The sequence below is a fragment of the Aeromonas sp. s5 genome, from assembly GCF_040907865.1.
Classification (GTDB): domain Bacteria; phylum Pseudomonadota; class Gammaproteobacteria; order Enterobacterales; family Aeromonadaceae; genus Aeromonas; species Aeromonas dhakensis.
Window position 1 is genome coordinate 61,067 of record NZ_JBFOCO010000025.1, and the last position, 19,646, is coordinate 80,712.

At 57.6% G+C, this 19,646-nt stretch carries 19 protein-coding genes; 12 read left to right on the forward strand and 7 right to left on the reverse strand.

Annotated features, from left to right (window positions below; all coding sequences use genetic code 11):
- The first annotated feature begins 12 nt into the window (after nucleotides 1–12).
- From AB5Y94_RS15540 to AB5Y94_RS15565, 6 genes are all read left to right on the forward strand, one after another.
- Nucleotides 13–570, forward strand: coding sequence for a TMEM165/GDT1 family protein (locus tag AB5Y94_RS15540; RefSeq protein ID WP_010633534.1), 558 nt, complete (start codon nucleotides 13–15; stop codon nucleotides 568–570).
- 203 nt (nucleotides 571–773) lie between these two features.
- Entirely contained in the window at nucleotides 774–1,709 is a 936-nt protein-coding gene (locus AB5Y94_RS15545; RefSeq protein ID WP_368206109.1) for a DUF2157 domain-containing protein, read from the forward strand.
- Nucleotides 1,702–2,709, forward strand: coding sequence for a DUF4401 domain-containing protein (locus tag AB5Y94_RS15550; RefSeq protein ID WP_368206110.1), 1,008 nt, complete (start codon nucleotides 1,702–1,704; stop codon nucleotides 2,707–2,709). The genes AB5Y94_RS15545 and AB5Y94_RS15550 overlap by 8 nt, the downstream gene beginning before the upstream one ends.
- Complete coding sequence (locus AB5Y94_RS15555) at nucleotides 2,706–3,203, forward strand: GDYXXLXY domain-containing protein (RefSeq protein ID WP_368206111.1); 498 nt, start codon at nucleotides 2,706–2,708, stop codon at nucleotides 3,201–3,203. The genes AB5Y94_RS15550 and AB5Y94_RS15555 overlap by 4 nt, the downstream gene beginning before the upstream one ends.
- A 72-nt stretch (nucleotides 3,204–3,275) precedes the next feature.
- Nucleotides 3,276–4,016 (forward strand): ABC transporter substrate-binding protein, encoded by a 741-nt coding sequence (locus AB5Y94_RS15560; RefSeq protein WP_226008711.1) that lies wholly within the window; start codon nucleotides 3,276–3,278, stop codon nucleotides 4,014–4,016.
- A gap of 76 nt (nucleotides 4,017–4,092) precedes the next feature.
- Complete coding sequence (locus tag AB5Y94_RS15565; RefSeq protein WP_005302657.1) at nucleotides 4,093–4,839, forward strand: ABC transporter substrate-binding protein; 747 nt, start codon at nucleotides 4,093–4,095, stop codon at nucleotides 4,837–4,839.
- Nucleotides 4,840–4,899: 60 nt separating this feature from the next.
- Here the strand turns inward: AB5Y94_RS15565 and AB5Y94_RS15570 are convergent, their stop codons facing one another.
- Nucleotides 4,900–5,913: a diguanylate cyclase gene (locus tag AB5Y94_RS15570; RefSeq protein WP_368206112.1), complete on the reverse strand. Its 1,014-nt coding sequence runs from the start codon at nucleotides 5,911–5,913 to the stop codon at nucleotides 4,900–4,902.
- A gap of 1,636 nt (nucleotides 5,914–7,549) precedes the next feature.
- Between AB5Y94_RS15570 and AB5Y94_RS15575 the strand changes: the two genes are divergently transcribed.
- Genes AB5Y94_RS15575 through AB5Y94_RS15585 form a run of 3 tightly spaced genes read left to right on the forward strand, consistent with a single transcriptional unit; the run spans nucleotide 7,550 to nucleotide 10,968 of the window.
- Entirely contained in the window at nucleotides 7,550–8,722 is a 1,173-nt protein-coding gene (locus tag AB5Y94_RS15575) for an ABC-three component system protein (protein WP_368206113.1), read from the forward strand.
- Nucleotides 8,712–9,161 (forward strand): three component ABC system middle component, encoded by a 450-nt coding sequence (locus tag AB5Y94_RS15580; protein ID WP_279974027.1) that lies wholly within the window; start codon nucleotides 8,712–8,714, stop codon nucleotides 9,159–9,161. Before AB5Y94_RS15575 ends, AB5Y94_RS15580 begins: the two co-directional genes overlap by 11 nt.
- Nucleotide 9,162: 1 nt before the next feature.
- Entirely contained in the window at nucleotides 9,163–10,968 is a 1,806-nt protein-coding gene (locus AB5Y94_RS15585) for a DUF3732 domain-containing protein (RefSeq protein ID WP_368206114.1), read from the forward strand.
- A 105-nt stretch (nucleotides 10,969–11,073) separates the two neighbouring features.
- Here AB5Y94_RS15585 and AB5Y94_RS15590 read toward each other — a convergent pair whose 3' ends face one another.
- Both AB5Y94_RS15590 and cysS read right to left on the reverse strand, forming a co-directional pair.
- Nucleotides 11,074–12,114 carry an IS481-like element ISAs19 family transposase gene (locus AB5Y94_RS15590; RefSeq protein ID WP_368206115.1) on the reverse strand — a complete coding sequence of 347 codons (1,041 nt, stop codon included), beginning with the start codon at nucleotides 12,112–12,114 and terminating at the stop codon, nucleotides 11,074–11,076.
- 834 nt (nucleotides 12,115–12,948) lie between these two features.
- On the reverse strand, nucleotides 12,949–14,325 hold the full coding sequence (gene cysS, locus AB5Y94_RS15595; protein ID WP_024942402.1) for a cysteine--tRNA ligase: 1,377 nt from the start codon (nucleotides 14,323–14,325) through the stop codon (nucleotides 12,949–12,951).
- Between the two features lie 190 nt (nucleotides 14,326–14,515).
- Between cysS and AB5Y94_RS15600 the strand changes: the two genes are divergently transcribed.
- From AB5Y94_RS15600 to lpxH, 3 genes are read left to right on the forward strand one after another with little or no spacing between them, the layout of a single operon-like run.
- Nucleotides 14,516–15,013, forward strand: coding sequence for a peptidylprolyl isomerase (locus AB5Y94_RS15600; RefSeq protein WP_005302674.1), 498 nt, complete (start codon nucleotides 14,516–14,518; stop codon nucleotides 15,011–15,013).
- A complete protein-coding gene (locus tag AB5Y94_RS15605) occupies nucleotides 15,003–15,722 on the forward strand; it encodes a DUF4269 domain-containing protein (protein WP_368206116.1) in 720 nt (239 codons plus the stop codon). Before AB5Y94_RS15600 ends, AB5Y94_RS15605 begins: the two co-directional genes overlap by 11 nt.
- Entirely contained in the window at nucleotides 15,719–16,444 is a 726-nt protein-coding gene (gene lpxH / locus AB5Y94_RS15610; protein ID WP_368206117.1) for a UDP-2,3-diacylglucosamine diphosphatase, read from the forward strand. The genes AB5Y94_RS15605 and lpxH overlap by 4 nt, the downstream gene beginning before the upstream one ends.
- Before the next feature lie 74 nt (nucleotides 16,445–16,518).
- Here the strand turns inward: lpxH and nrfD are convergent, their stop codons facing one another.
- The 4 genes from nrfD to AB5Y94_RS15630 form a co-directional block, all read right to left on the reverse strand.
- The gene (gene nrfD / locus AB5Y94_RS15615) at nucleotides 16,519–17,472 is read right to left on the reverse strand and encodes a cytochrome c nitrite reductase subunit NrfD (protein ID WP_368206118.1); all 954 of its coding nucleotides are present in this window, start codon (nucleotides 17,470–17,472) and stop codon (nucleotides 16,519–16,521) included.
- 48 nt (nucleotides 17,473–17,520) lie between these two features.
- Nucleotides 17,521–18,189, reverse strand: coding sequence for a 4Fe-4S dicluster domain-containing protein (locus AB5Y94_RS15620; RefSeq protein ID WP_329270435.1), 669 nt, complete (start codon nucleotides 18,187–18,189; stop codon nucleotides 17,521–17,523).
- Nucleotides 18,186–18,800, reverse strand: a complete 615-nt coding sequence (gene nrfB, locus AB5Y94_RS15625) for a cytochrome c nitrite reductase pentaheme subunit (protein WP_368206119.1) — start codon at nucleotides 18,798–18,800, stop codon at nucleotides 18,186–18,188. Before nrfB ends, AB5Y94_RS15620 begins: the two co-directional genes overlap by 4 nt.
- 149 nt (nucleotides 18,801–18,949) lie before the next feature.
- Nucleotides 18,950–19,561 (reverse strand): c-type cytochrome, encoded by a 612-nt coding sequence (locus AB5Y94_RS15630; RefSeq protein WP_213343923.1) that lies wholly within the window; start codon nucleotides 19,559–19,561, stop codon nucleotides 18,950–18,952.
- Between the last annotated feature and the right edge of the window lie 85 nt (nucleotides 19,562–19,646).

Sequence of the window (19,646 nt, forward strand, 5' to 3'; positions counted from 1 at the left end):
CCGGTCATTTTTATGGAAGCCTTGTTAACCTCAACCCTCAGCGTGGCCATCGCCGAAATCGGCGACAAGACCCAGCTGCTGGCGCTGTTGCTCATCTGTCGTTTTCGCAAGCCCTGGCCCATCATCGCCGGCATGCTGGCAGCCACCCTGCTCAACCACGCTGGCGCCGCCTGGCTTGGCGAGTTCATCAGCCGCTGGCTCGACCCCAAGGTGATGACCTACCTGGTGGCCGGCGCCTTCATCGCCATGGCCGCCTGGATCCTGGTGCCGGACAAGATGGACGACGAGGAGAGCCCGCTCGACAAATACGGCCCCTTCATGGCCACCTTCGTGCTCTTCTTCATCGCCGAAATCGGCGACAAGACCCAGATCGCCACCGTGCTGCTGGCGGCGAAGTACGACTCCCTGACCCAGGTCATCACCGGCACCACCCTCGGCATGATGCTGGCCAACGTGCCGGTGGTGCTGCTCGGCAAGCTGGGGGCCGATCGCCTGCCCCTCAAGGGGATCCGCATCGCCTGCGCCATCCTGTTCGTGGGCCTCGGGGTGAGCACCCTGCTGTTCGCCTGACCCGGCCGGATTAGAAGGTGGCGAGGCAAGGGTGAGCACTTGCCGACGCCACTCCCGCGCCCATGTCGTCTCTTTGCAAGCAAGCCCCGTCCTCTGGCGGGGCTTTTTGCTGCCCGCATATCGGGCCGGCAGCGCCCGCAGACGGGGGCTGCCAACCGGCGCCATGGCCGTGGCATAATGCGGCAAACCTGATGGAGCATCCCATGCACTTCACCTCAAGACAGACGCTGCTCGACTGGGTCAGGCGCGGGCGTCTCGACCGGGCCCAGTTGCCCGCCGCCCTCGACCTGTGCGAGCTGCCCCCCGGCCTTGCCCGCTGGCAGTGGCTGTTCGATCGGCTGCTGCTCTGGCTCGGCAGCCTGTGCCTCGGCGCCGGTCTGGTGTTCTTCGTCGCCTTCAACTGGCAGGAGCTCGGCCGCCTCTCGCGCCTCGCGCTGCTGGAGCTGCCACTGCTCGCCATGCTGCTGTTGCTGTGGCGCAAGCCCCTCGCCGACAGCCAGCGCCAGGCGCTGCTGCTCGCCATCGCCCTCAACATCGGTGCTCTGCTGGCGCTGGTGGGGCAGACCTACCAGACCGGCGCCGATCCCTGGCAGCTGTTCGCCACCTGGGCGCTGATGCTGCTGCCACTGGCGGCGCTCGGCCAGAGCCCGCTGCTGTGGACCCTGAGCTGGCTGCTCGGTCAGCTGGCGCTGGTGCTCTACTGGCGGCTCGGCCTGTTCAACTTCTTCTTCGCCTTCAACGAGGAGGCCCTCGGCTGGAGCCTGACCCTGTTCAACGCCGCCCTCTGGGGCATACTGCTGCTGGTGCCCGCTCACTACCGGCTGATGCCCTCCTGGCTGGCGGGGCTGGCCGCCGGGCTCGGCGTCACCCTGCTGACCCTGCTGGCGCTGTTCGATGCCGCCTCCCCCTGGGTCTGGCCGGCCTGGCTCGGCTGGCTGGCGGCCGCCTACCTGCGCTGGCACCACAGGTTCATCGCCGGGCTCGCCATGGGCTGCCTGAGCCTCATCGTGGTGCTGCTGACCGCGCTCGGCAAATGGATGGAGCCGGACGTCGACGGCTTCCTGCTGCTCTGCCTCATCGCCATCGGCCTGTCGGTGGCCGCCAGCCGCTGGCTGCAACAACGGAGGTCCCATGAGTGACCTGACCCCCTGGCAGCGACTGCAACAGGCCCGGTTGGTGGAAGGGGATGCCCCCCGCGACGACCAGCCCCACTGGTCGAGCCGCTTTCTGCTCGGCATGGTGGGCTGGATTGCCGCCCTGTTCCTGCTGTTCTTCCTGTTCATGTCGTTCTCCCAGCTCACCCGGGATGCCGACAGCGCCCTGCTGATGGGCGTCGTGCTGATGGCCATCGCCTTTTGCCTCAACCGCTTCGCTACCCGCAGCGATCTGTGGGATCAGTTCGTGCTGGCGCTGGCGCTGGCCGGCGACGCCTGGCTGCTCTACGGCCTGCTCGATCGGCTGGATCTGCACTCGGCCCCGCTCTGGCTCGGCCTCGCCCTGCTGTCGCTGGCCATCGCCGCCCTGTTCGAGCACTGGCTGATCCGGCTGTTCCACAGCTTCGCCGCCGCCATTCTGCTCACCCTTGGCCTCGCCTGCCTCGGCCTGCAACTGCTGGCCCTGCCGCTGGTGATGACAGCGGTTGCCCTCTGCTGGCTGCAGGCCGAGCGCGATCCAGCTCGCCATCAGCTCTATGAGTCCCTCACCCTGGGGCTGGCGCTCTCCCTGCTGGTGCTGGGACGCCTGCACTACCCGCTGTGGGAGGGCGGCGCCAGCATGCTCGACGAGCTGGGCCACTCCCGCCTGCCGCTCTGGCTCAACCCGCTGCTCTGCGCCGCCCTGCTGCTGGGGCTCATGATCAGGCTGAAACTGCCGCTGCTGTACGGACTGCCGCTGGTGCTGCTCAGCGCCCTCATCCCCGGCATGGGGGCCGGCGCCCTGGTGCTGGTGCTCGGCTTCTATGCCGGCAGCGTCGGTCTGATGACCCTGGCCGGCCTGCTGCTGGTCGGCTTTGGCTCCCTCTATTACTACGATCTGGGGCTGACCCTGATGACCAAATCCTGGCTGCTGCTGGGCTCGGGCGCCCTGCTGCTCGGCGCCCGCCAGCTGCTCAAACGGCTGAGCCCGCGGAGCCCCTCATGAGACGACTCGCCCTGCTGCTGACCGGCCTCGCCATCCTGGCGGCCATCAATGTCACCGTCTGGCGCTACGAGCACGCCATGAGCAGTGGCGAGGTGGTGCTGCTGCGCCTCGCCCCGGTCGACCCGCGCTCCCTGATGCAGGGGGATTACATGCGCCTCAACTACGAACTCGCCCGCCAGCTCGGCAACCGGCGCCACGACGAGGCCCCCGCCGATACCCTGGTGATCCGCCTCGACGAGCAGCAGGTCGCCAGCTGGGTGGAAGGGGACAAGCCGGATCAGCTGGCCCGGGATGAACGGCGGCTGCAGGTGCGCCAAAGCGATGGTCAGTGGCGCATCGGCCCCGATGCCTACTTCTTCGAGGAGGGCACTGGCGAGCAGTACGAGGCGGCGCGCTACGGCGAATTTCGCCTGCAAGAGAGCGGCAAGGCCCTGCTGGTGGGGCTGCGCGATGAGCAGCTAAAACCGCTGGGCAACCCCAGAGCGCGCTGGTAACTGCTGGCAATATCAGGCTTTTTTGCCCACACTTGGGCAAGATGATCGCCCGCGCTACGCCAAGGATTGCCCATGAGGAGAGGTTTTTTCGGTTGTCTGCTGCTGTTGTCATGCCTTGGCACGGCGCAGGCCGAGCTCGGCAAGCTGGAGTACCTGACCGAGGAGTATCCCCCCTACAACTTCACCGATGCCGCCGGCCAGCCCGCTGGCCTCGCGGTGGAGCTGCTGCAGCGCATCTGGCAAAACACCCAGACGCCCCCCCAGCCCATCCGTATCCTGCCCTGGGCGCGGGGTTACTACCTGCTCACCCAGAAACCCAACGTGGTGCTCTTCTCCACCGCCCGCACCGACACCCGCGACCCCCTGTTCAAGTGGGCCTGCCCCATCGGCCACGCCGAGTACGTGCTGCTGGCCTACAAGCGCCGCCCCATTACCTTGAGTGCCGTCGAGCAGATCAACGACTACCGCATCAGCGCTGTGCGCTCCGATGCCTCCGAGCAGTTGCTGCTCAACCGCGGCATGGACGAGAACCGTATCATCCCCGCCAACCGGCTGAGCCAGGGGCTGAAGCTGCTGGTGTCGGGCCGCGCCGATCTGCTGGCGACCGGCAAGCTGGCGGGCTACGACGCCATCAAGGAGCTGCAGCTCGATACCAAAGCGTTCACGGTGGCCTTCGTACTGGATGCCGAAGAGCTCTGCTACGCATTCAGCCGCCAGGTGGATGACGGGGTGATCAAGCAGTTTCAGCGCGCCCTCAACCAGGCGCTCGCCTCGCCGGACTATCAGGCGCTGCGGCGCCAATACATGCCGTGAGCCGTGCCACGGCTGGCGATTTGGCCGGCTTTGATAACACTTGAGAGTGACGCAACACCCCACCAGGATGGCCAAAATGAAAAAATGGACCGGATTCGCCGCACTCGTGTTTGCCACCCTGGCCCAGGCCAGTCCCGAGCTTGGCAAGCTGCACTACCTCAGCGAAGAGTACAAACCCTACAACTTCTCCAACGAGGCGGGCGCCCCCACCGGGCTCGCCGTCGAACTGCTGCAGCAGGTGTGGAAGAAGACCAACACTCCGCCGCAGACCGTCACCATCATGCCCTGGGCGCGGGGTTACTACCTGCTGACCCAGAAACCCAACGTGGTGCTCTTCTCCACCGCCCGCACCGAGGCGCGGGATCCCCTGTTCAAGTGGGCCTGCCCCATCGGCTACGCCGAGATCGTGCTGATGGGGCTGGCCAAGAACCCGGTCAAGATAGCCAGGCTGGAAGATGCCCAGCAGTACAACATAGGGGCGGTGCGGGCCGACGTGGGGGAGCAGCTGCTGCTCAACAACGGCTTTGACGAGCAGAAGATCCTGCCGGCCAACCGCCTGCCCCAGGCGCTCAAGATGCTCACCTCGGGCCGGGTCGATCTCATCTCCACCAACAAGACCACCATGCTGGATCTGATCGCCTCCCAGCAGCTGGATCCCGCCCAGTTCAAGGTGTTCTGGATGTTGAGCTCGGAGCAGTTCTGCTTCGCCTTCAGCCACCCGGTGAGCGACGAGCTGGTCAAGGAGTTCCAGAGCGGCCTGACCCAGGTGCTGGCCAGCAGCGAATTCCAGCAGATCCAGAGCAAGTACTTCCCCGCCCGCTGAGGGGCGGCATGAAGAAGGGGCCCAGCGGGGCCCCTTTTGTTTACCTGTCTCACCTGCCCGTCAGCTCGGCCGGCGGCGCTGGCGCTTGACCTCGTACATGCAGGCATCGGCCAGCCTCAGCGCCTCGTCCACCGTGCTGAGGGCCGGATCGGTGGCCACCACCCCCACGCTGGCGCCGGCATAATGGAGCACTCCGGCGGGCAGCTCGAGCGACACCAGGCTCGCCTCGAACAGCCGGCGCTGGAAGCCCTGCACCGCCGCCTCCCGCGTCTCTTCGTCGCACGGCGGCCCCATCCCCACCGCCACGAACTCGTCGCCCCCCACCCGCGCCAGCAGATCGCCGCCGCGCAGCACGCAGGAGAGCGCCGCCGCCACCCGTTGCAGCAGCAGGTCGCCCGCATCGTGACCGTGGGTGTCGTTGATGGCCTTGAAGCCGTCGAGATCGATAAAGCCTATCAACAGCGGATGTTCGACCCGCTCTGCCAGCGAAAAGAGGCGGTTGAGCTCGTGCATCAGTGCCCGCCGGTTGGGTAGCCCGGTCAGCGGGTCGCTCAGCGCCTGGCGCGACAGCTCGTTGTTGGCCTGCTGCAGCTGCTGCAGCAGCTGTTCGCGCTCCACCTGCTCGGCGATGAGCCGGGCGAAAAAGGCGATCAGGTGATCCGAGCCCGCCGTCAGCGGCTTGTGCTCGGCGCTGGCGGCGCACAGGGTGCCATAGAGGGAGCCGGAGGGGGTGCGCACCGGGCAACTCAGATAGGTGCGAATGCCAAGGGCCTGCGCCGCCTGGGAATCTCCCCAGCAGAGCGCCACATCGTCGGTGTAGAAACGCCCCTCGTCGAGGGCCCGCCGGCAGAGGGTATCGCCCCAGGCCACCGAAGCCCCCTCGGGGATCTGCAGGTCGGCGCTGTTGCGGGCATAGCGGATATGTTGGGTGTCGTGACCAAGGTCGATTTCGGTCAGATAGGTGGATTCGAGCCCGGTGACCGTTTCGAGCATCTCCAGCAGCGGGCGGGTCAGGCTCTCCAGATCCCGCGCCCCGGTCACTTGCAGCGACAACGCCTGCAATATTCTGTCCATGCACACCTCCCTGCTTGCATGTCTATTCCTGAAACCATAGCCCCTTCACCCGCCGCCCGCCCCCATCGCGGCGCTATCTCTGCGCTTTTGCCGCCCTTTGTCGCCGAACGACCCTCAATTGTCCAGCAACGTGCTCCGTTTGCAGCCAACGCGAGATGACCCGCTCTAAGGGGTAATCAGCGCCCACTGCCGAAGCAAGCGGCGCCTGTCGTGCGAAGCTTTTGGCTGCGGCGACTTGCCGATGGCGCTCAAGCGAGCTCGGTATCGTTGATGGCCCCTGTCGCTGACCACCTTTATTCGTGGCGCTCCCCTGCCATTCCCCTCACTCGTCTCGCCACTCGGTTCAGCTCTCGGCTTGCAACACATCCCCGTATCTACGCTCGGCTATCAGCTGGGCTCGGGGCTCGGGGCTCGGGGCTTGGGGCTTGGGGCTTGGGGCTTGGGGCTCACCTTCCATCACACACCGAACCTGGGTCAACCGCCGGTTGCTACTCTGCAGCAAAGGAGAAAAACCATTTAATTCTGATGGTTGCATCACTAATTTCATGGATTTGGATGGCCCCGCCGAGGCGGGTTCCGTAAGATGATCATGGGCCTCTGTTGGCCCCGAGTATTCATGGATGGTCAAGGGCGCAAGGTGGCGGCGACAGTCAGGGGCGGCAGCGTCTTTGGCGGAGCCCAGCCGGTCTCCCACCCCTGCGGCAAGGTACGAGGGTTTCACCCTCGACGGGTGCCCCGTCAGCCTCCGGGGCTTTGCCCATGCCCCCATGCGGATACGACGCTTTAGGCAATGTGTAAGGTCGAATCGGGTCGAGTAGGGTCGAGTAGGGTCGATTAGCGAAGCGTAATCGTCCGCGGTAACCATCCTCTCCCCCCTGCGGGAGAACGGTAGGGTGCAATAAGCGAAGCGCATTGCACCACGGTAGCCATCCCCTCTCCCCCTGCGGGAGAGGGTTAGGGTGAGGGTGAGGGGTCGGGTAACGTCATTGATTTGCGATGTGTCGTCCCACGTGTAAATAGCATGGCTTCGCCATGCAGGATGCGAGGACGCCGTCCTCGACGGGGTTTCGCCCGCCCTTCGGGCTGGGGCGAGTGACTTTTCTTTGCGTGGCCAAAGAAAAGTCACCAAAAGAAAGGCCACCCCCGCTTATTCGCCCTCCTGCGTCGGGTTCCCTCGGTTCAGGCAAAAGGTCTGGTGGAACGACGCAGACGGTACATCCCTGTACCGCCTGCGTCTGCGCCGTCGTCCATGACGGCGCTCCTGACCTTGTGCCCACACCTCGGCGAACAACAGGGGGCAAAAACCCGAATCCTCAACTCCGAGGCCAGTTAACCGAACCCAATGTATTCGGGACAATGATCGGGAGGGTTGTTATCTCTGATCCAGCCCCTCGCCCATCCCATGGCAAGGCCAAATTGTCGCACCTATGCAACAAGCACAATCGACATGGCAAAAATTAATATGAGTACAGCAGCAAGCGGTACACCTTCCAATCGAGGAACGACCTTATATTAAAGGCCCGATAGTGAATTCTTCATAGTGATAACTACCTTATTTCTCGAACGTCCGATTACGCTTCACCAATCGGACCTAAATCCATAATAAATATTGAAATTATTGACATAGGATGGACCAATGAACAACACATTGGCTGACAAAACTGAACTTGGCTTTGAATACCAAGACCTTGTTTTTCTTAATTACTTACTAAATATGAAACCATCTGAGAAAGTTGGTCTTGAAGTAATTGATGATATACACATTGATTCAGTATCAAACACACTCGACTTAATTCAAGTCAAACACTCAATTAATAGCAAAAATCTTTCTGAAAAAGACATTGATCTCTGGAAAACATTGTATAACTGGGATGAATTAATTCGTAACAACCATCAGTATAAAGATAAAAATATAAAATTCATTATCTTTACAAGTAAAGGCATAAGTAATCAACCATTAATGCTAGAACTGAAAAAAGAAACTAAGGATATAGAGCTTATTCTTAAGGGAATAAATAGAATATGTCATGAAGTTGAACTATCCGAACAAAAAAAAGACTCTAAACAAAGCCCAAATCCGATTTATAAATATACAAAGCCATTATTCTCATTATCTCAAGAAAATTTACGATTCATCATAGGCCGACTTTATATTGAAGAAGATAATGACACCATTTTAAATGACATTGATATTTCACTATCTTATTATGCGGTCCCCAAACAAAAATTAAACTTTATACGAGACCATCTTCTTGGCTCAATAAAAACATACAAATTTGAAAAAGTTCTGTCAGGACAAAAAGTAGAAATAAGCTACGAAGAGTTTCGGAAAGGGTATATCAACTTTAATCTTCTTCTTCAAGAAATAAGAACTCCAGATATTAATATAAAAAGATTTTATAGCTATGAAGTACCAGAGAATATTTCATTTGTTAAAGGGATTTATGTATCGCAATTAAAAGATATCGATATCACTAAAGAAGACATTAACAATTACGGAATGTCATACATCCGCTCTTACTGCTTTCTTAGAGAACTGATAGATAATGGTGAAATGCTAGAGTTTGAAAACAATAACTTAGATAGCGAATTGAAAGCAAAATGGAGAAAAATTTTTAGGAAAAATCAATACAACAATCTATCTGAATTAGAACGCTCACGCTGTATTTTATTCGAGTCCATGGATATAGATTCAAATATAAGGTCAACAATCATACCCTCCGATATATCCAATGGAAAACTAATTGAATTATCTGATAAACCAGAAATAGGGTGGCAGGAGAACTGGGAGTCAAAATATGGCCATTGATAACATCCTTAAAAATGAATTGCTTGGAAGCCTTTTTTTAACTGAGCTTCTTAAAGCTACGGAAAACAAAAAACTATCTATATCAAAAGCGACTCTATCACTTGCACTCACCTATAATAATAAAACGAGAGCGTCACTAAAAAGAAAGAGAAAAATAAAAAGCCTACAAGACTTCATTCTTTCTAATCCGACCATCTTTTATGATTTCACACTTATATACAGAGATGAAATAACAAGAGCAGTTAATACAATTATCATGTCTCATGAATTAGAGTGCATTAACATTAAATCTGGTTATATCTATCTAGATAAATCTTTAAAGATTAAAAAAACAAACAATGGTCATCTATTTAAAGAGTATATGACCAGTGCGGTTAACATTTCTCAATTTATTGATCAAGATGAAAGTGAGTTATATCAACTTTTAGGTGTTATTTAATATGAGCAGCATTCAACTCGAAAATATAATTCTCTGGCAACGTGACGGTTCAATACGAAACTTAGAATTTAAGAAGAATAAAGTAAACGTCATAACAGGTGATCCTGGAAAAGGGAAGTCATCAATTCTTTTTATTGTTGACTATTGTTTACTGTCATCCTCTTCAAAAGGAATATCCAAAACAAATATTGACTCCAATGTATATTGGTATGGCATTCGGATAAATATCCTTGGCACTACAGTAACTATTGCCAGAGGGGCCATTGGAACCTCTGGTGAAAACAGTATATATTACAATGCTCATGGTGAAATCCCGTCACAACCGATTGAGAATATAACAATGGCCAACCTAAAGGGGCTACTCAATCGGTTATTTGGCATTGATCCAAATCTAATAATTCCATATGGCGGGAGAAATATCAAGGCAGGCCAAAGAGTCTCATTTAGAAATTTTTTATCATTCTGTTATCAGGATCAAAATACAGTCACATCGCCTAGCTATTTATTCATAAAGCCAGAAGATGAGCGTTTTCAAGAAACCATTCAAAGAGTTTATCGAATGGGGTTAGGTGTTGAAGATGCAAAAACATCTGTGGCCAAAAGCACTTTGGCTCAGCTGATAAAAAAAGAAAATGAAATCGAACAAAAAAAGGCATCTTATGAGAAGAATCAATTTATATTCTCTGATGAAATAAAAGCCCTTGCTTATGAGGCTGAGCACCTAGGATTACTAAGCACACAGGATAAAGACGTCCCATCCCTCTTTCGTGAACTATCAGAAATAACCGAAAAAGCAGATCTAAATGGTAATGATGAAACCTCCTTTATCGATTTAAAGTCTCAGCTATATCGTTTAAAATCAAAGCAAAAGAAATACATTTCATTTTTAGGAAAAACGAACCTAAATAATAGAGCGAAAATCGAGGATGCATTACTTCCAACAGCCAATATCATTAAACATAATATCTTTGACTCAGATATTGCTACAGCTGTGGTTGAGGAATTACACTCACAGCTTTTAAAAATAAGAAATGAAATTGATAAAAATAATGTTGCCCCCTTTATCATTGAACTTCAATCGGAAATAGAACAAAACAACAAACTCATAGAGGAAGTTGAAGATAAAATATTAGCTATTTCCCCCATAAAAATTAAAAATGCAAAAGACTTCTATCTCTTTATGGGTCGCTTAGAAGAACGGTTGAAACGTCTAGGAAAACAAGAACACAATGATTTCGAAAGCCAACTGAAAGCGATTAAAAAGAAGATAAAAGATGTCCAATCTTCGATAAAGACAGATGTTAAGTATCAGGTTTCAGAGAAGAAACTAAACGAGTTAATAAATCAACACTTATCAAGAATGAAACTAAAGGGGTATGAAGGATTTACAGCATTCTATAATGAAAAAGAACGAGTTATCAATTTATTTAACGAACTAGAAAACAAGTTTGAATTTATGCCTGATATAGGGAGTGCGTCAAACTACATGTATATTCACCTTGCGTTTTTCATGGCATTCCATCATGTTGCAAGACTGAATAATACAAAATGGCTACCATCTTTTCTTATCATAGATCAACCTAGTTCACCATACCTTTCGAGTAATGACAAACATGCTGTTGATACAATTAGTTTAAATGCAGCATTACAAGAACTTAATGACTTCGTAAGCGAAATGAATCATTTAGGCGGTTTTCAAATCATCCTTCTTGAACACATTAAAGAAGAGGATTGGAAATCTTTACAGCTTGAAAACTTTACTTTGGTAGATAAAGAGTTTAGGGGAAACCATGGATTAATAATCTGAGTCAACGACCTAATTTAAATAAAAACCGCAGCCTAGGACTGCGGTTTTTATTTATATGTACAGATCTAGTTATCACCTGACACCGGCCTCAAACCGGTGTCTTGTTTACGCTACTTTAGTGCGCACTTCCTTCGGTATCAATTTCAGACCCTTCTTGAACATGCTGTAGGGCGTTTGTCCTTCCATCATCCTGCCCTGATGTGGCCGCTGGGTGTTGTAGTGCTCCAGGTAACTGTCCAGATCTGTCTGCATCTGCTCCACCGACTCATACCAGGTCGTTCTCCCCTTGATACGGAAGTGTTCATCCAACAGGGTACGATGCAGCCGTTCGATAAAGCCGTTGCTCTGCGGCCTGCGCACCTTGGTTGTCCGATGTTCAATCCCCTCCAGTTGCAGGAACAGCTCGTAGGGATGATGGTCAGGGCGCCCACAGAACTCACGTCCGTTATCCGACAGGATGGTGTAGACCCGCGCCTCGTGAGCCTCGAAGAACGGCAACACAGTTTCATTGAGCACATGGACCGAGGTCACCGGCAGCTTGCTGGTGTAGAGCCGCCCCCAGGCGTGGCGGCTGTAGCAGTCCAGCACGGTTTGCAGATACACCTTGCCAACCCCCTTGAGTACACCGACGAAGAAGGTATCGACCGCCACCAGTTCCCCGGTGTAGTGGACCTCAATCTGGCGTTCGCGAAACTCGGGACTGAAGCGCTCTAACAGGCGAATTTGCTCGTCATTGAGCTCAATCGTCTGCTCCCGGTGAGTTTTCTCGAGGCGCAACAAACGGTCGTGTTTAGAGAGCAAATCGTGACGTTGCCACACGCCACGCACGCCACCCGCACTGACGTTGATGCCTTGCAGAGCGAGTTCTTGCGCGACCCGCAACGGGCCATGGGTAGGTTGGGTCAGTGAGTAATCGAGGATGGCCTGCTCAATCTCGGGAGCGACCCGGTTGGGATGAGCCCCTTTACAGCCGGGCAGTTTGTCGAGCAAGCCCTCGGCGCCATAGGTCTGGTAGTTGCGCCGGATTTCGTAAAACTGCTGGCGGCTGTATCCGATGAGCTTGCAGGCTTTGCTGACGTTATTGAGCTCTTTGGCGAGCTCTAGCAGGCTGAGTTTGCGACGTGCTACTTTCTCGTTGGTGGTCATGCGGTGACTCCAGATAACACGGTAGGGGTACCGTTTTGTTATCCGGTTTGAAGCCGTATGACCACTCCCTTTTGTGGGCAACTGTCAGGTGAATACCATCTCCATACAATTTATATTCCCCAAACATGCTTCTACCCCAAATAAAGCACTATTTAGCCAACCCCTTGCACAGATCTCCTCCTACGGCGTAATAAACAGTCGACCAGAAAGATAAAGCCACGGGCGGGCACGGTATTGGTTCCCCCTGCAAACCGCCGAGTCGAGTTCAATGGTCAGGATCGCCACCATAGATGATGTTGCAGCCGACACAGGGGCCAAATCGGATCAGGGCGAGCACTGCTCGACCCCGATTTGGCGCGAGAACAAGGATGTTCGAAGCGGGCTTTGGCCGAAGCCAGGGATGGCGTAGGCCAAAGTGCCGTCTGCGGCGCTCCGCGCCGACCCGTTGAACGAGACGAGGGAACCCGCGAAGCGGGCGGTTTGCCGGGGGAGAAGACTTTTGGTGTTATTTGCCAAAGAGAGCGGTCTTTCCAAAGTCACTCGCCCCAGCCCGAAGGGCGGGCGCAATCCTGTCGAGGGCAGCGCCCTCGCCTCTTTTAGGCTGAGAGCCAAACCCTCGGCTTGCTCGCCAGACAGGCGAGCCAAGGAGGTTAGCCCCCTCACCCTAACCCTCTCCCGCAAGGGGAGAGGGGATCAGAGCGCAGGCCACCGAGGCTTAAACAGAGCACAGAGGCTTAAGAGGTATCGAGGGAAGAGACACAAACAAAAACCGCAGCCCAATGGCTGCGGTTTTTTTATTGGCTCAACCTGTTGCCAGCAACAGGACAACCGGTCTTAGGCACGGCGCCAGCTGGTCTTGCCGGCGCTGTCTTCCAGCACTATGCCCATCTCGGTGAGACGGTTGCGGGCGGCATCCGCTGCAGCCCAGTTCTTGTCGGCGCGGGCCTGGTTACGCTCGGAGATCAGGCGCTCAATCTCGGCGACCTCCTCATCCGCTTCATCACCCTTCAAGAAGGCATCCGGATCCTGTTGCAGGATGCCAAGCACGGCGCCCAGCTCGCGCAGACGGGCGCCCAACGCGGCGGCAACGGCCATGTCTTCACCCTTCTGGCGGTTGATCTCGCGTACCAGGTCGAACAGGGCGGAGTAGGCTTCCGGAGTGTTGAAGTCGTCGTCCATGGCTTCCTTGAAGCGGGCCACCTGCTCGTCGCCACCGGCAGCAGCGGCCGCCGGCAGGTCGCGCAGAGCGGTGTACATGCGCTCCAGCGCGGCGCGGGCCTGCTTGAGGTTGTCTTCCGAGTAGTTGAGCTGGCTGCGGTAGTGGCCAGACATCAGGAAGTAGCGGACAGTTTCGGCGTCGTAGTGGGCCAAGACGTCGCGGATGGTGAAGAAGTTGCCAAGGGATTTGGACATCTTCTCTTTGTCCACCATCACCATGCCGCTGTGCATCCAGGTGTTGACGTAGTCGCCACCGTGGGCGCAGCAGGACTGGGCGATCTCGTTCTCGTGGTGCGGGAACTGCAGATCGGAGCCGCCGCCGTGGATGTCGAAGTGGTTGCCAAGGTGCTTGGAGTTCATGGCGGAGCACTCGATGTGCCAGCCAGGACGGCCCGGGCCCCAGGGGCTGTCCCAGGTCGGCTCGCCGGGCTTGGACATCTTCCACAGCACGAAGTCGAGCGGGTTGCGCTTGGCATCCACCACGTCGACGCGGGCACCGGCCTGCAGCTGCTCCAGATCCTGGCCGGAGAGCTTGCCGTAGTCGGCGTAGGAGTCGACGATGAACATCACATCGCCGTTGTCGGCCACGTAGGCGTGCTCTTTATCCAGCAGGGATTGCACCAGCTCGATGATCTCGCCGATGTGCTGGGTGGCGCGCGGCTCGACGTCCGGGCGCACCATGCCGAGGGCGTCGAAGTCGGCGTGCATGTCGCCGATCAGGCGCTCGGTCAGGTCGTCACAGGTGACGCCGGTTTCGGCAGCGCGCTTGATGATCTTGTCGTCCACGTCGGTGACGTTGCGCACGTAGTTGAGCTGATAGCCGCTGTAGCGCAGGTAACGAGCCACCACGTCGAAGGCAACGAAGGTGCGGCCGTGGCCGATATGACAGTGATCGTAGATAGTGACGCCACACACATACATGCCCACCTTGCCCGGGTGGATAGGTTTGAATTCTTCTTTTTGACGAGTGAGTGTGTTGTATATCTTCAGCATCTTATGACCACTGCCTGTGAGTAAAATGGCCTGCCATTCTACCCGCATCGCGCGTAGAAAACGAGGCAGAAAACGTGCCGGATCAGGCGCACCATCTATGCCGCAGGGCCCTGATGGGCTAGAATTGCCACCACTTTATGCCATACACCTGCGGGCACCTGGTCGCCCGCATCAAATGAAAGGACATATCATGGTCACTCTGCACACCAATCACGGCGACATCACCCTCACCCTGAACGCTGAAAAAGCCCCGGAAACCGTGGCCAACTTCCTGCAATACTGCCGTGACGGTCACTACGACAACACCATCTTCCACCGCGTCATCGACGGCTTCATGATCCAGGGCGGCGGCTATGCCCCTGGCTTCGAAGAGAAAGACACCCGCGCCCCCATCAAGAACGAAGCGGCCAACGGCCTGTCCAACAAGGTCGGCACCATCGCCATGGCCCGCACCATGGAGCCGCACTCTGCCAGCGCCCAGTTCTTCATCAACGTGAACAACAACGATTTCCTCGACTTCAAATCCGCCACCACCCAGGGCTTCGGCTACTGCGTGTTTGGTGAAGTGACCGCCGGCATGGACGTGGTCAACAAGATCAAGGGCGTCAAGACCGGTAACTACGGCCGCATCCACCAGGACGTGCCGACCGAAGACGTCGTGATCACCAAGGTGACCCTTGCCGAGTGATCTCTGCCTTCTGCGAGATGAATTGACTGCGGCCCCGGCCGCAGTTTTTCCATCTGCGAAGGCCGGCCCCGTCGACTGGCGCCGTCTCGATTACCTGGCCCACGGCAACCCACATCAGCGCTCGGCCCATGCCCTGCTCACAGCCGGTGTGTGGGATGCGCTGGCAGCGCAGTGCAGCGATCTGGCGCTGGTGAGCACGGTCGCCATCGGGCTCGACAGGCCCGGCAGCGATCTCGACATCGTCTGCCGCCACCCGGACCCGGCCACGTTTGCCACGACGCTAGCCGCTCAAGGCTGGCGGGTTGCGCAAAAGGGTGCTGACATCTGGCTAGCCGAGCAGACCGTTACCGGCGCCGATGGCCACCCTTGGCCCCTTGAGCTCTACCTCACCCCGGATCCCCTCGAGCGCCTCAACGGCTGGCGCCACCTCAGCCTGATGGCTGCACTGCTTGAGCAGTTCGGCGCGGTGTTTTATCACCAAGTGCTGCGCCTGCGCCTCGAGGAAGGGCTCAAAGGGGAAGCGGCCATGTGCCACTTGCTGGGCCTTGCCGGCGACCCGTATGCCGCGCTGCTCACCCTGGAGGGCGGCGAGCTTGCCCCACTGGCGTGGCAGCCGAGGACGACAGGTCCCCACTTCACTGCTAGCTCCAATACCAGTTCCAATTCCACTTCCAGCCACCTCAACAGGGCCCAGCGCACTTTCTCATGAGCACCCTCTTTATCAGCGACATTCACCTGTGTGCCCAGCGGCCCGACATGACCGCCGCCCTGGTGCGCTTTCTGGCGCACGACGCCCCCGGTGCCGATGCCCTCTACGTGTTGGGCGATCTGTTTGAATTCTGGATTGGCGACGACGATCCCAATCCCCTCCACAGCGAGGTGGCTGACGCCTTTGCGGCCCTGAGCCAGCAGGGGGTGCCCCTCTACTTCATTCACGGCAACCGCGACTTCTTGCTGGGCCAGGCCTTTGCCAAGCGCGCCGGCATGACATTGCTGGGGGACCCGTGCGTCATCGAGCTCTACGGCGAGCGGGTGGTGCTGAGCCACGGCGATCTGCTCTGCACCCTGGATGAGGGCTACCAGAAGTTTCGCCGCATCACCCAGCTCAAGTGGCTGCGCTGGCTGTTCCTGCGCCTGCCGCTCGCGCGCCGCCAGGCCATCGCCCACAAGATGCGCGGCCAGAGCCAGATGGAAAACGCCCACAAGAGCCAGACAATCATGGACGTGACGCCGGCGGCGGTGGACGAGATGCTGCGCCAACACGACTGCCGGATGATGATCCACGGCCACACCCACAGACCGGCCATCCACGACTTCCAACTCGACGGCGCGCCTGCCCGGCGCATCGTGCTGGGGGACTGGTTCGAGCAGGGCTCGGTGCTGGTCTGTCGCCCCGGCGAGCAGCGCCTCGAGCAGCGCGCGCTGATCTGATCCAGCCGGCTGGCGGCAAACAAAAGGCGGGAAGATCCCGCCTTTTGTTTGCCTGCAATTTGCCTGCTTAACGGCTACATCACCGTCATCTGCCCCGCGTAGAGGATGAAGTAGCGCAGCAGCAATATCCCCACCAGGCTCAGGCTGCAGATAAGCGCCAACCGGGCCGGTTGATGGGCCTTGGCCGGACTGCCCACCAGCCCCAGCGACTGGGGCAGCAGGATCCCCAGCCCGATGACCCCGAACCAGAACACCTGGGACCAGAAGCCGCCACCGATGGCCGCCCACATGGCCGCTTCCCGCTGGCCGCCACCAAAGTAGAGGCCGGTGAAGAAGCAGAGCAGCAGGAACAGCTCGATGGCGACAATGGGCCGCTCGAAGCGGTGCACGAAGCTCACCCCCTGGCTGTGACCATCCTCCCGAAACAGGGTGACCGCCAGCAAGATGGTGGAAGCCACCCCCGAGCTGATGCCGGAGACCAGAAACAGCGCCGGCAGGATCGGGTTGTTGAGCATGGGGTAGGTCTTGAGCGCGGAGAGCAAAAAGCCGGTGTAGGCACCCAGCAGCACGGCCAGCAGCAACAGCAGTGGCGCCAGCAGCCGCTCGAGGCGGGCGAGCCAGCCGATCAACCCATTCACAAAGGCGAGCCTGTCGCTCAGCAGACGTCGGCGCAGGGCCTCGATCTCGGCCCGGAACACCACCGCCAGCCAGGCGAACAGCACCGCCATGTAGACCTGAAACAGCATGACCCCCATCGACATCACGGAGTCGAACTGGTAGTGGAGCATCAGCTTCCAGAAAGTCCAGGGACGGGCCAGGTGGAAGATGAGGATAAGCAGCCCCAGCACGACGCTCACCGGCGCCAGGATGGCGGTCGCCTTGATGATGCCACTCTCGCTGCCGGCCCCCTGGCGGCGCAGCAGCACCGAGAGGGTGGCCGAGCCGGCCGAGATGCCGAGCAGGAACAGGTAGATGGCGATGGGGCCATCCCACACCAGGGAGTCGAAGTGAAACGCATCATGCCACATGGTGCTTCCCTCCCCTCAACCGGTTCGTGTCATACAGATGAGACGGGATCATGACTTCACCTCCCCTTTCGGCACCCGGTACATCTTGGGCGAGGTACCGAGGAACTGCTTGTAGCGATAGGTGGTCTCCTGCACCAGCCGTCTGGCGATGGGACTGTTGGGATCATCCAGATTGCCGAACACCAGCGCCTTGGTCGGGCAGGCCTCCACACAGGCGGGTTGCTTGCCCGCCGCCAGATTGGTCTTGCGGCAGAAGTCGCACTTGTCGGCAACCCGGGTGACCGGGTTGATGAAGCGCACCTGATAGGGACAGGCGGCCAAGCAGTAGCGACAGCCGACGCAGAGGTCGGGGTTGATGTCGACGATGCCATCCTCCGCCCGGATGTGGGAGGCGCCGGTCGGGCAGACGTGTACGCAGGGGGCGTTGTCGCAGTGCTGGCAGGATTTGCGAAAGAAGCGGTACTCCTGCGCCGGATACTCCCCCACCGGGCCGCTGCGCAGGATCTGCAGGCGGGCCACCCCTGCCGGCACCTGATTCACCTCGCGACAGGCGTCCATGCAAGCGGTGCAGCCGATGCAGGCCGTCTCGTCGTGGATCATGCCGTAGCGCACGCCCTTGATGGTCATGCTGTTGGCCAGGGCGCGCGGGGCCCCCGTCAGCAGGATCAGGGCGCCGGCGCTCATGCCCACCATGAAGTCGCGGCGGGTCGTGTTCATGAGCCCTCCTTGACGGCGGCGCCGAGGCTGGCCTCGTGCTGCTTGCGGTGACAGTCGACGCACAGCTTGATGCGCGACTTCTCGGGGATCCCCACCATGGGCTCCTTGACCGGGTGCAGCTGGTGACAGCTGGTGCAGCTGATCCGGGTGGCGTGCACGTCGTGGGCCCAGAGGGCCTTGCGCAAATCGTCCGGCTCATGGCAACTCATGCAGACGCCGTTTTGCTGGCTCAGCGGGAAGGCGTCGTCGCCAAAGCGCATCACATCGACGATGCCGCCGCGCTGTTTACGGTGATCGGCCGACGCATTGCCGTGGCAGTTGGTACAGGTAACCGCCTCCCCCGTGTTGGGGTTGGTGACCTGGCCATGCTTGCCGTGCATCCCCTCTGCCCCGTCATGGCACTTCTCGCACTTGGCAAAACGGGCCGCGGCCTTTTTGGCAGCTGCCTTCTTCTTTTCCGCCTTGGCCTGCTTTTCGGCCAGGGTGGGTTGCTCTGCCTGCTCGGCCTGGGCTGCGGGGGCAGCCTCGCTTGCTGTCGTCGCGGCCAGGGCAAGCTGGCTCATCCCCAGGCTCAGGGAGGCAAGCAGCAGCCACTTGATGATCTTTTTCATAGGAAACTCCGAAACGGTGGCACCCGAAGGGTGCCGTCTGCCCGCCGTGCAACAAAAAGGAGCCGATGAGAGCTCCTTTGACGGTCGTGAACACGAGACCGCACCCCGCCAGAAGCGGGGTGGCTGCGTCAACGGGAGGGGGAGCGACGTTACTGCTGGCTTGCGTAGTACTCGGCCAGCGCCTTGAGGTCGGCATCGCTCATGGCGATGATGGCCTTGTTCATCTTCTCGTCGTTGCTGCGCTTGCCGGCCTTGAACTCCTGCAAGGAGGTCAGCAGATAGCCCTTGGGCTGGCCGGCGAGGATGGAGGCCTCGTCTTCGGCCACCGAGCCGCCTTCGGAGTGGCACTTCTTGCAGCCGGAGTCGTCGTGCAGTTTCTGCCCCGCCTTGGCCAGCGCCGCATCGAACGGCTGCTTCATCGGCTGGTAGGGCAGCTCGGCATAATGTGCCGCCAACTCGTCGATCTGCTCGTCGCTAAGGCCCTTAACAATGTCGGTCATGTTCCCCTTCTTGCTGGTATCACCGGTGACATGATTAACGGTCTTGGCCGGCCGGCCGTCGAGGTAGGTGCGCATCTGCTCGGCAAGATTTGATTCTGCCAATCCTGCAATGGTCGGAATATCGTTCTGGGTGCTGATCCCCTGATTTCCATGACATGAGTTACATGTATCCACCAATGAGTCCAGGCTGGCATGTGCGGTGCCAATAGAGCCCAAAAGCAGCGACAGACCCACTATTTCCAGCTTCATACTGCGTTTCATTTCTCATCCCTCTTCCAGAAAAGGTCTATAAACCCCAGTTAAAAAAGACATTTTTATAATCCAGGTTGATTTTCGATCCGTTTTT

Bases quoted from the DNA above. Each gene is read 5' to 3' on its own strand.
- AB5Y94_RS15540 (WP_010633534.1), top strand. From the start codon at position 13: ATGGAAGCCTTGTTAACCTCAACCCTCAGCGTGGCCATCGCCGAAATC.
- AB5Y94_RS15545 (WP_368206109.1), top strand. From the start codon at position 774: ATGCACTTCACCTCAAGACAGACGCTGCTCGACTGGGTCAGGCGCGGG.
- AB5Y94_RS15550 (WP_368206110.1), top strand. From the start codon at position 1,702: ATGAGTGACCTGACCCCCTGGCAGCGACTGCAACAGGCCCGGTTGGTG.
- AB5Y94_RS15555 (WP_368206111.1), top strand. From the start codon at position 2,706: ATGAGACGACTCGCCCTGCTGCTGACCGGCCTCGCCATCCTGGCGGCC.
- AB5Y94_RS15560 (WP_226008711.1), top strand. From the start codon at position 3,276: ATGAGGAGAGGTTTTTTCGGTTGTCTGCTGCTGTTGTCATGCCTTGGC.
- AB5Y94_RS15565 (WP_005302657.1), top strand. From the start codon at position 4,093: ATGAAAAAATGGACCGGATTCGCCGCACTCGTGTTTGCCACCCTGGCC.
- AB5Y94_RS15570 (WP_368206112.1), bottom strand. From the start codon at position 5,913: ATGGACAGAATATTGCAGGCGTTGTCGCTGCAAGTGACCGGGGCGCGG.
- AB5Y94_RS15575 (WP_368206113.1), top strand. From the start codon at position 7,550: ATGAACAACACATTGGCTGACAAAACTGAACTTGGCTTTGAATACCAA.
- AB5Y94_RS15580 (WP_279974027.1), top strand. From the start codon at position 8,712: ATGGCCATTGATAACATCCTTAAAAATGAATTGCTTGGAAGCCTTTTT.
- AB5Y94_RS15585 (WP_368206114.1), top strand. From the start codon at position 9,163: ATGAGCAGCATTCAACTCGAAAATATAATTCTCTGGCAACGTGACGGT.
- AB5Y94_RS15590 (WP_368206115.1), bottom strand. From the start codon at position 12,114: ATGACCACCAACGAGAAAGTAGCACGTCGCAAACTCAGCCTGCTAGAG.
- cysS (WP_024942402.1), bottom strand. From the start codon at position 14,325: ATGCTGAAGATATACAACACACTCACTCGTCAAAAAGAAGAATTCAAA.
- AB5Y94_RS15600 (WP_005302674.1), top strand. From the start codon at position 14,516: ATGGTCACTCTGCACACCAATCACGGCGACATCACCCTCACCCTGAAC.
- lpxH (WP_368206117.1), top strand. From the start codon at position 15,719: ATGAGCACCCTCTTTATCAGCGACATTCACCTGTGTGCCCAGCGGCCC.
- nrfD (WP_368206118.1), bottom strand. From the start codon at position 17,472: ATGTGGCATGATGCGTTTCACTTCGACTCCCTGGTGTGGGATGGCCCC.
- AB5Y94_RS15620 (WP_329270435.1), bottom strand. From the start codon at position 18,189: ATGAACACGACCCGCCGCGACTTCATGGTGGGCATGAGCGCCGGCGCC.
- nrfB (WP_368206119.1), bottom strand. From the start codon at position 18,800: ATGAAAAAGATCATCAAGTGGCTGCTGCTTGCCTCCCTGAGCCTGGGG.
- AB5Y94_RS15630 (WP_213343923.1), bottom strand. From the start codon at position 19,561: ATGAAACGCAGTATGAAGCTGGAAATAGTGGGTCTGTCGCTGCTTTTG.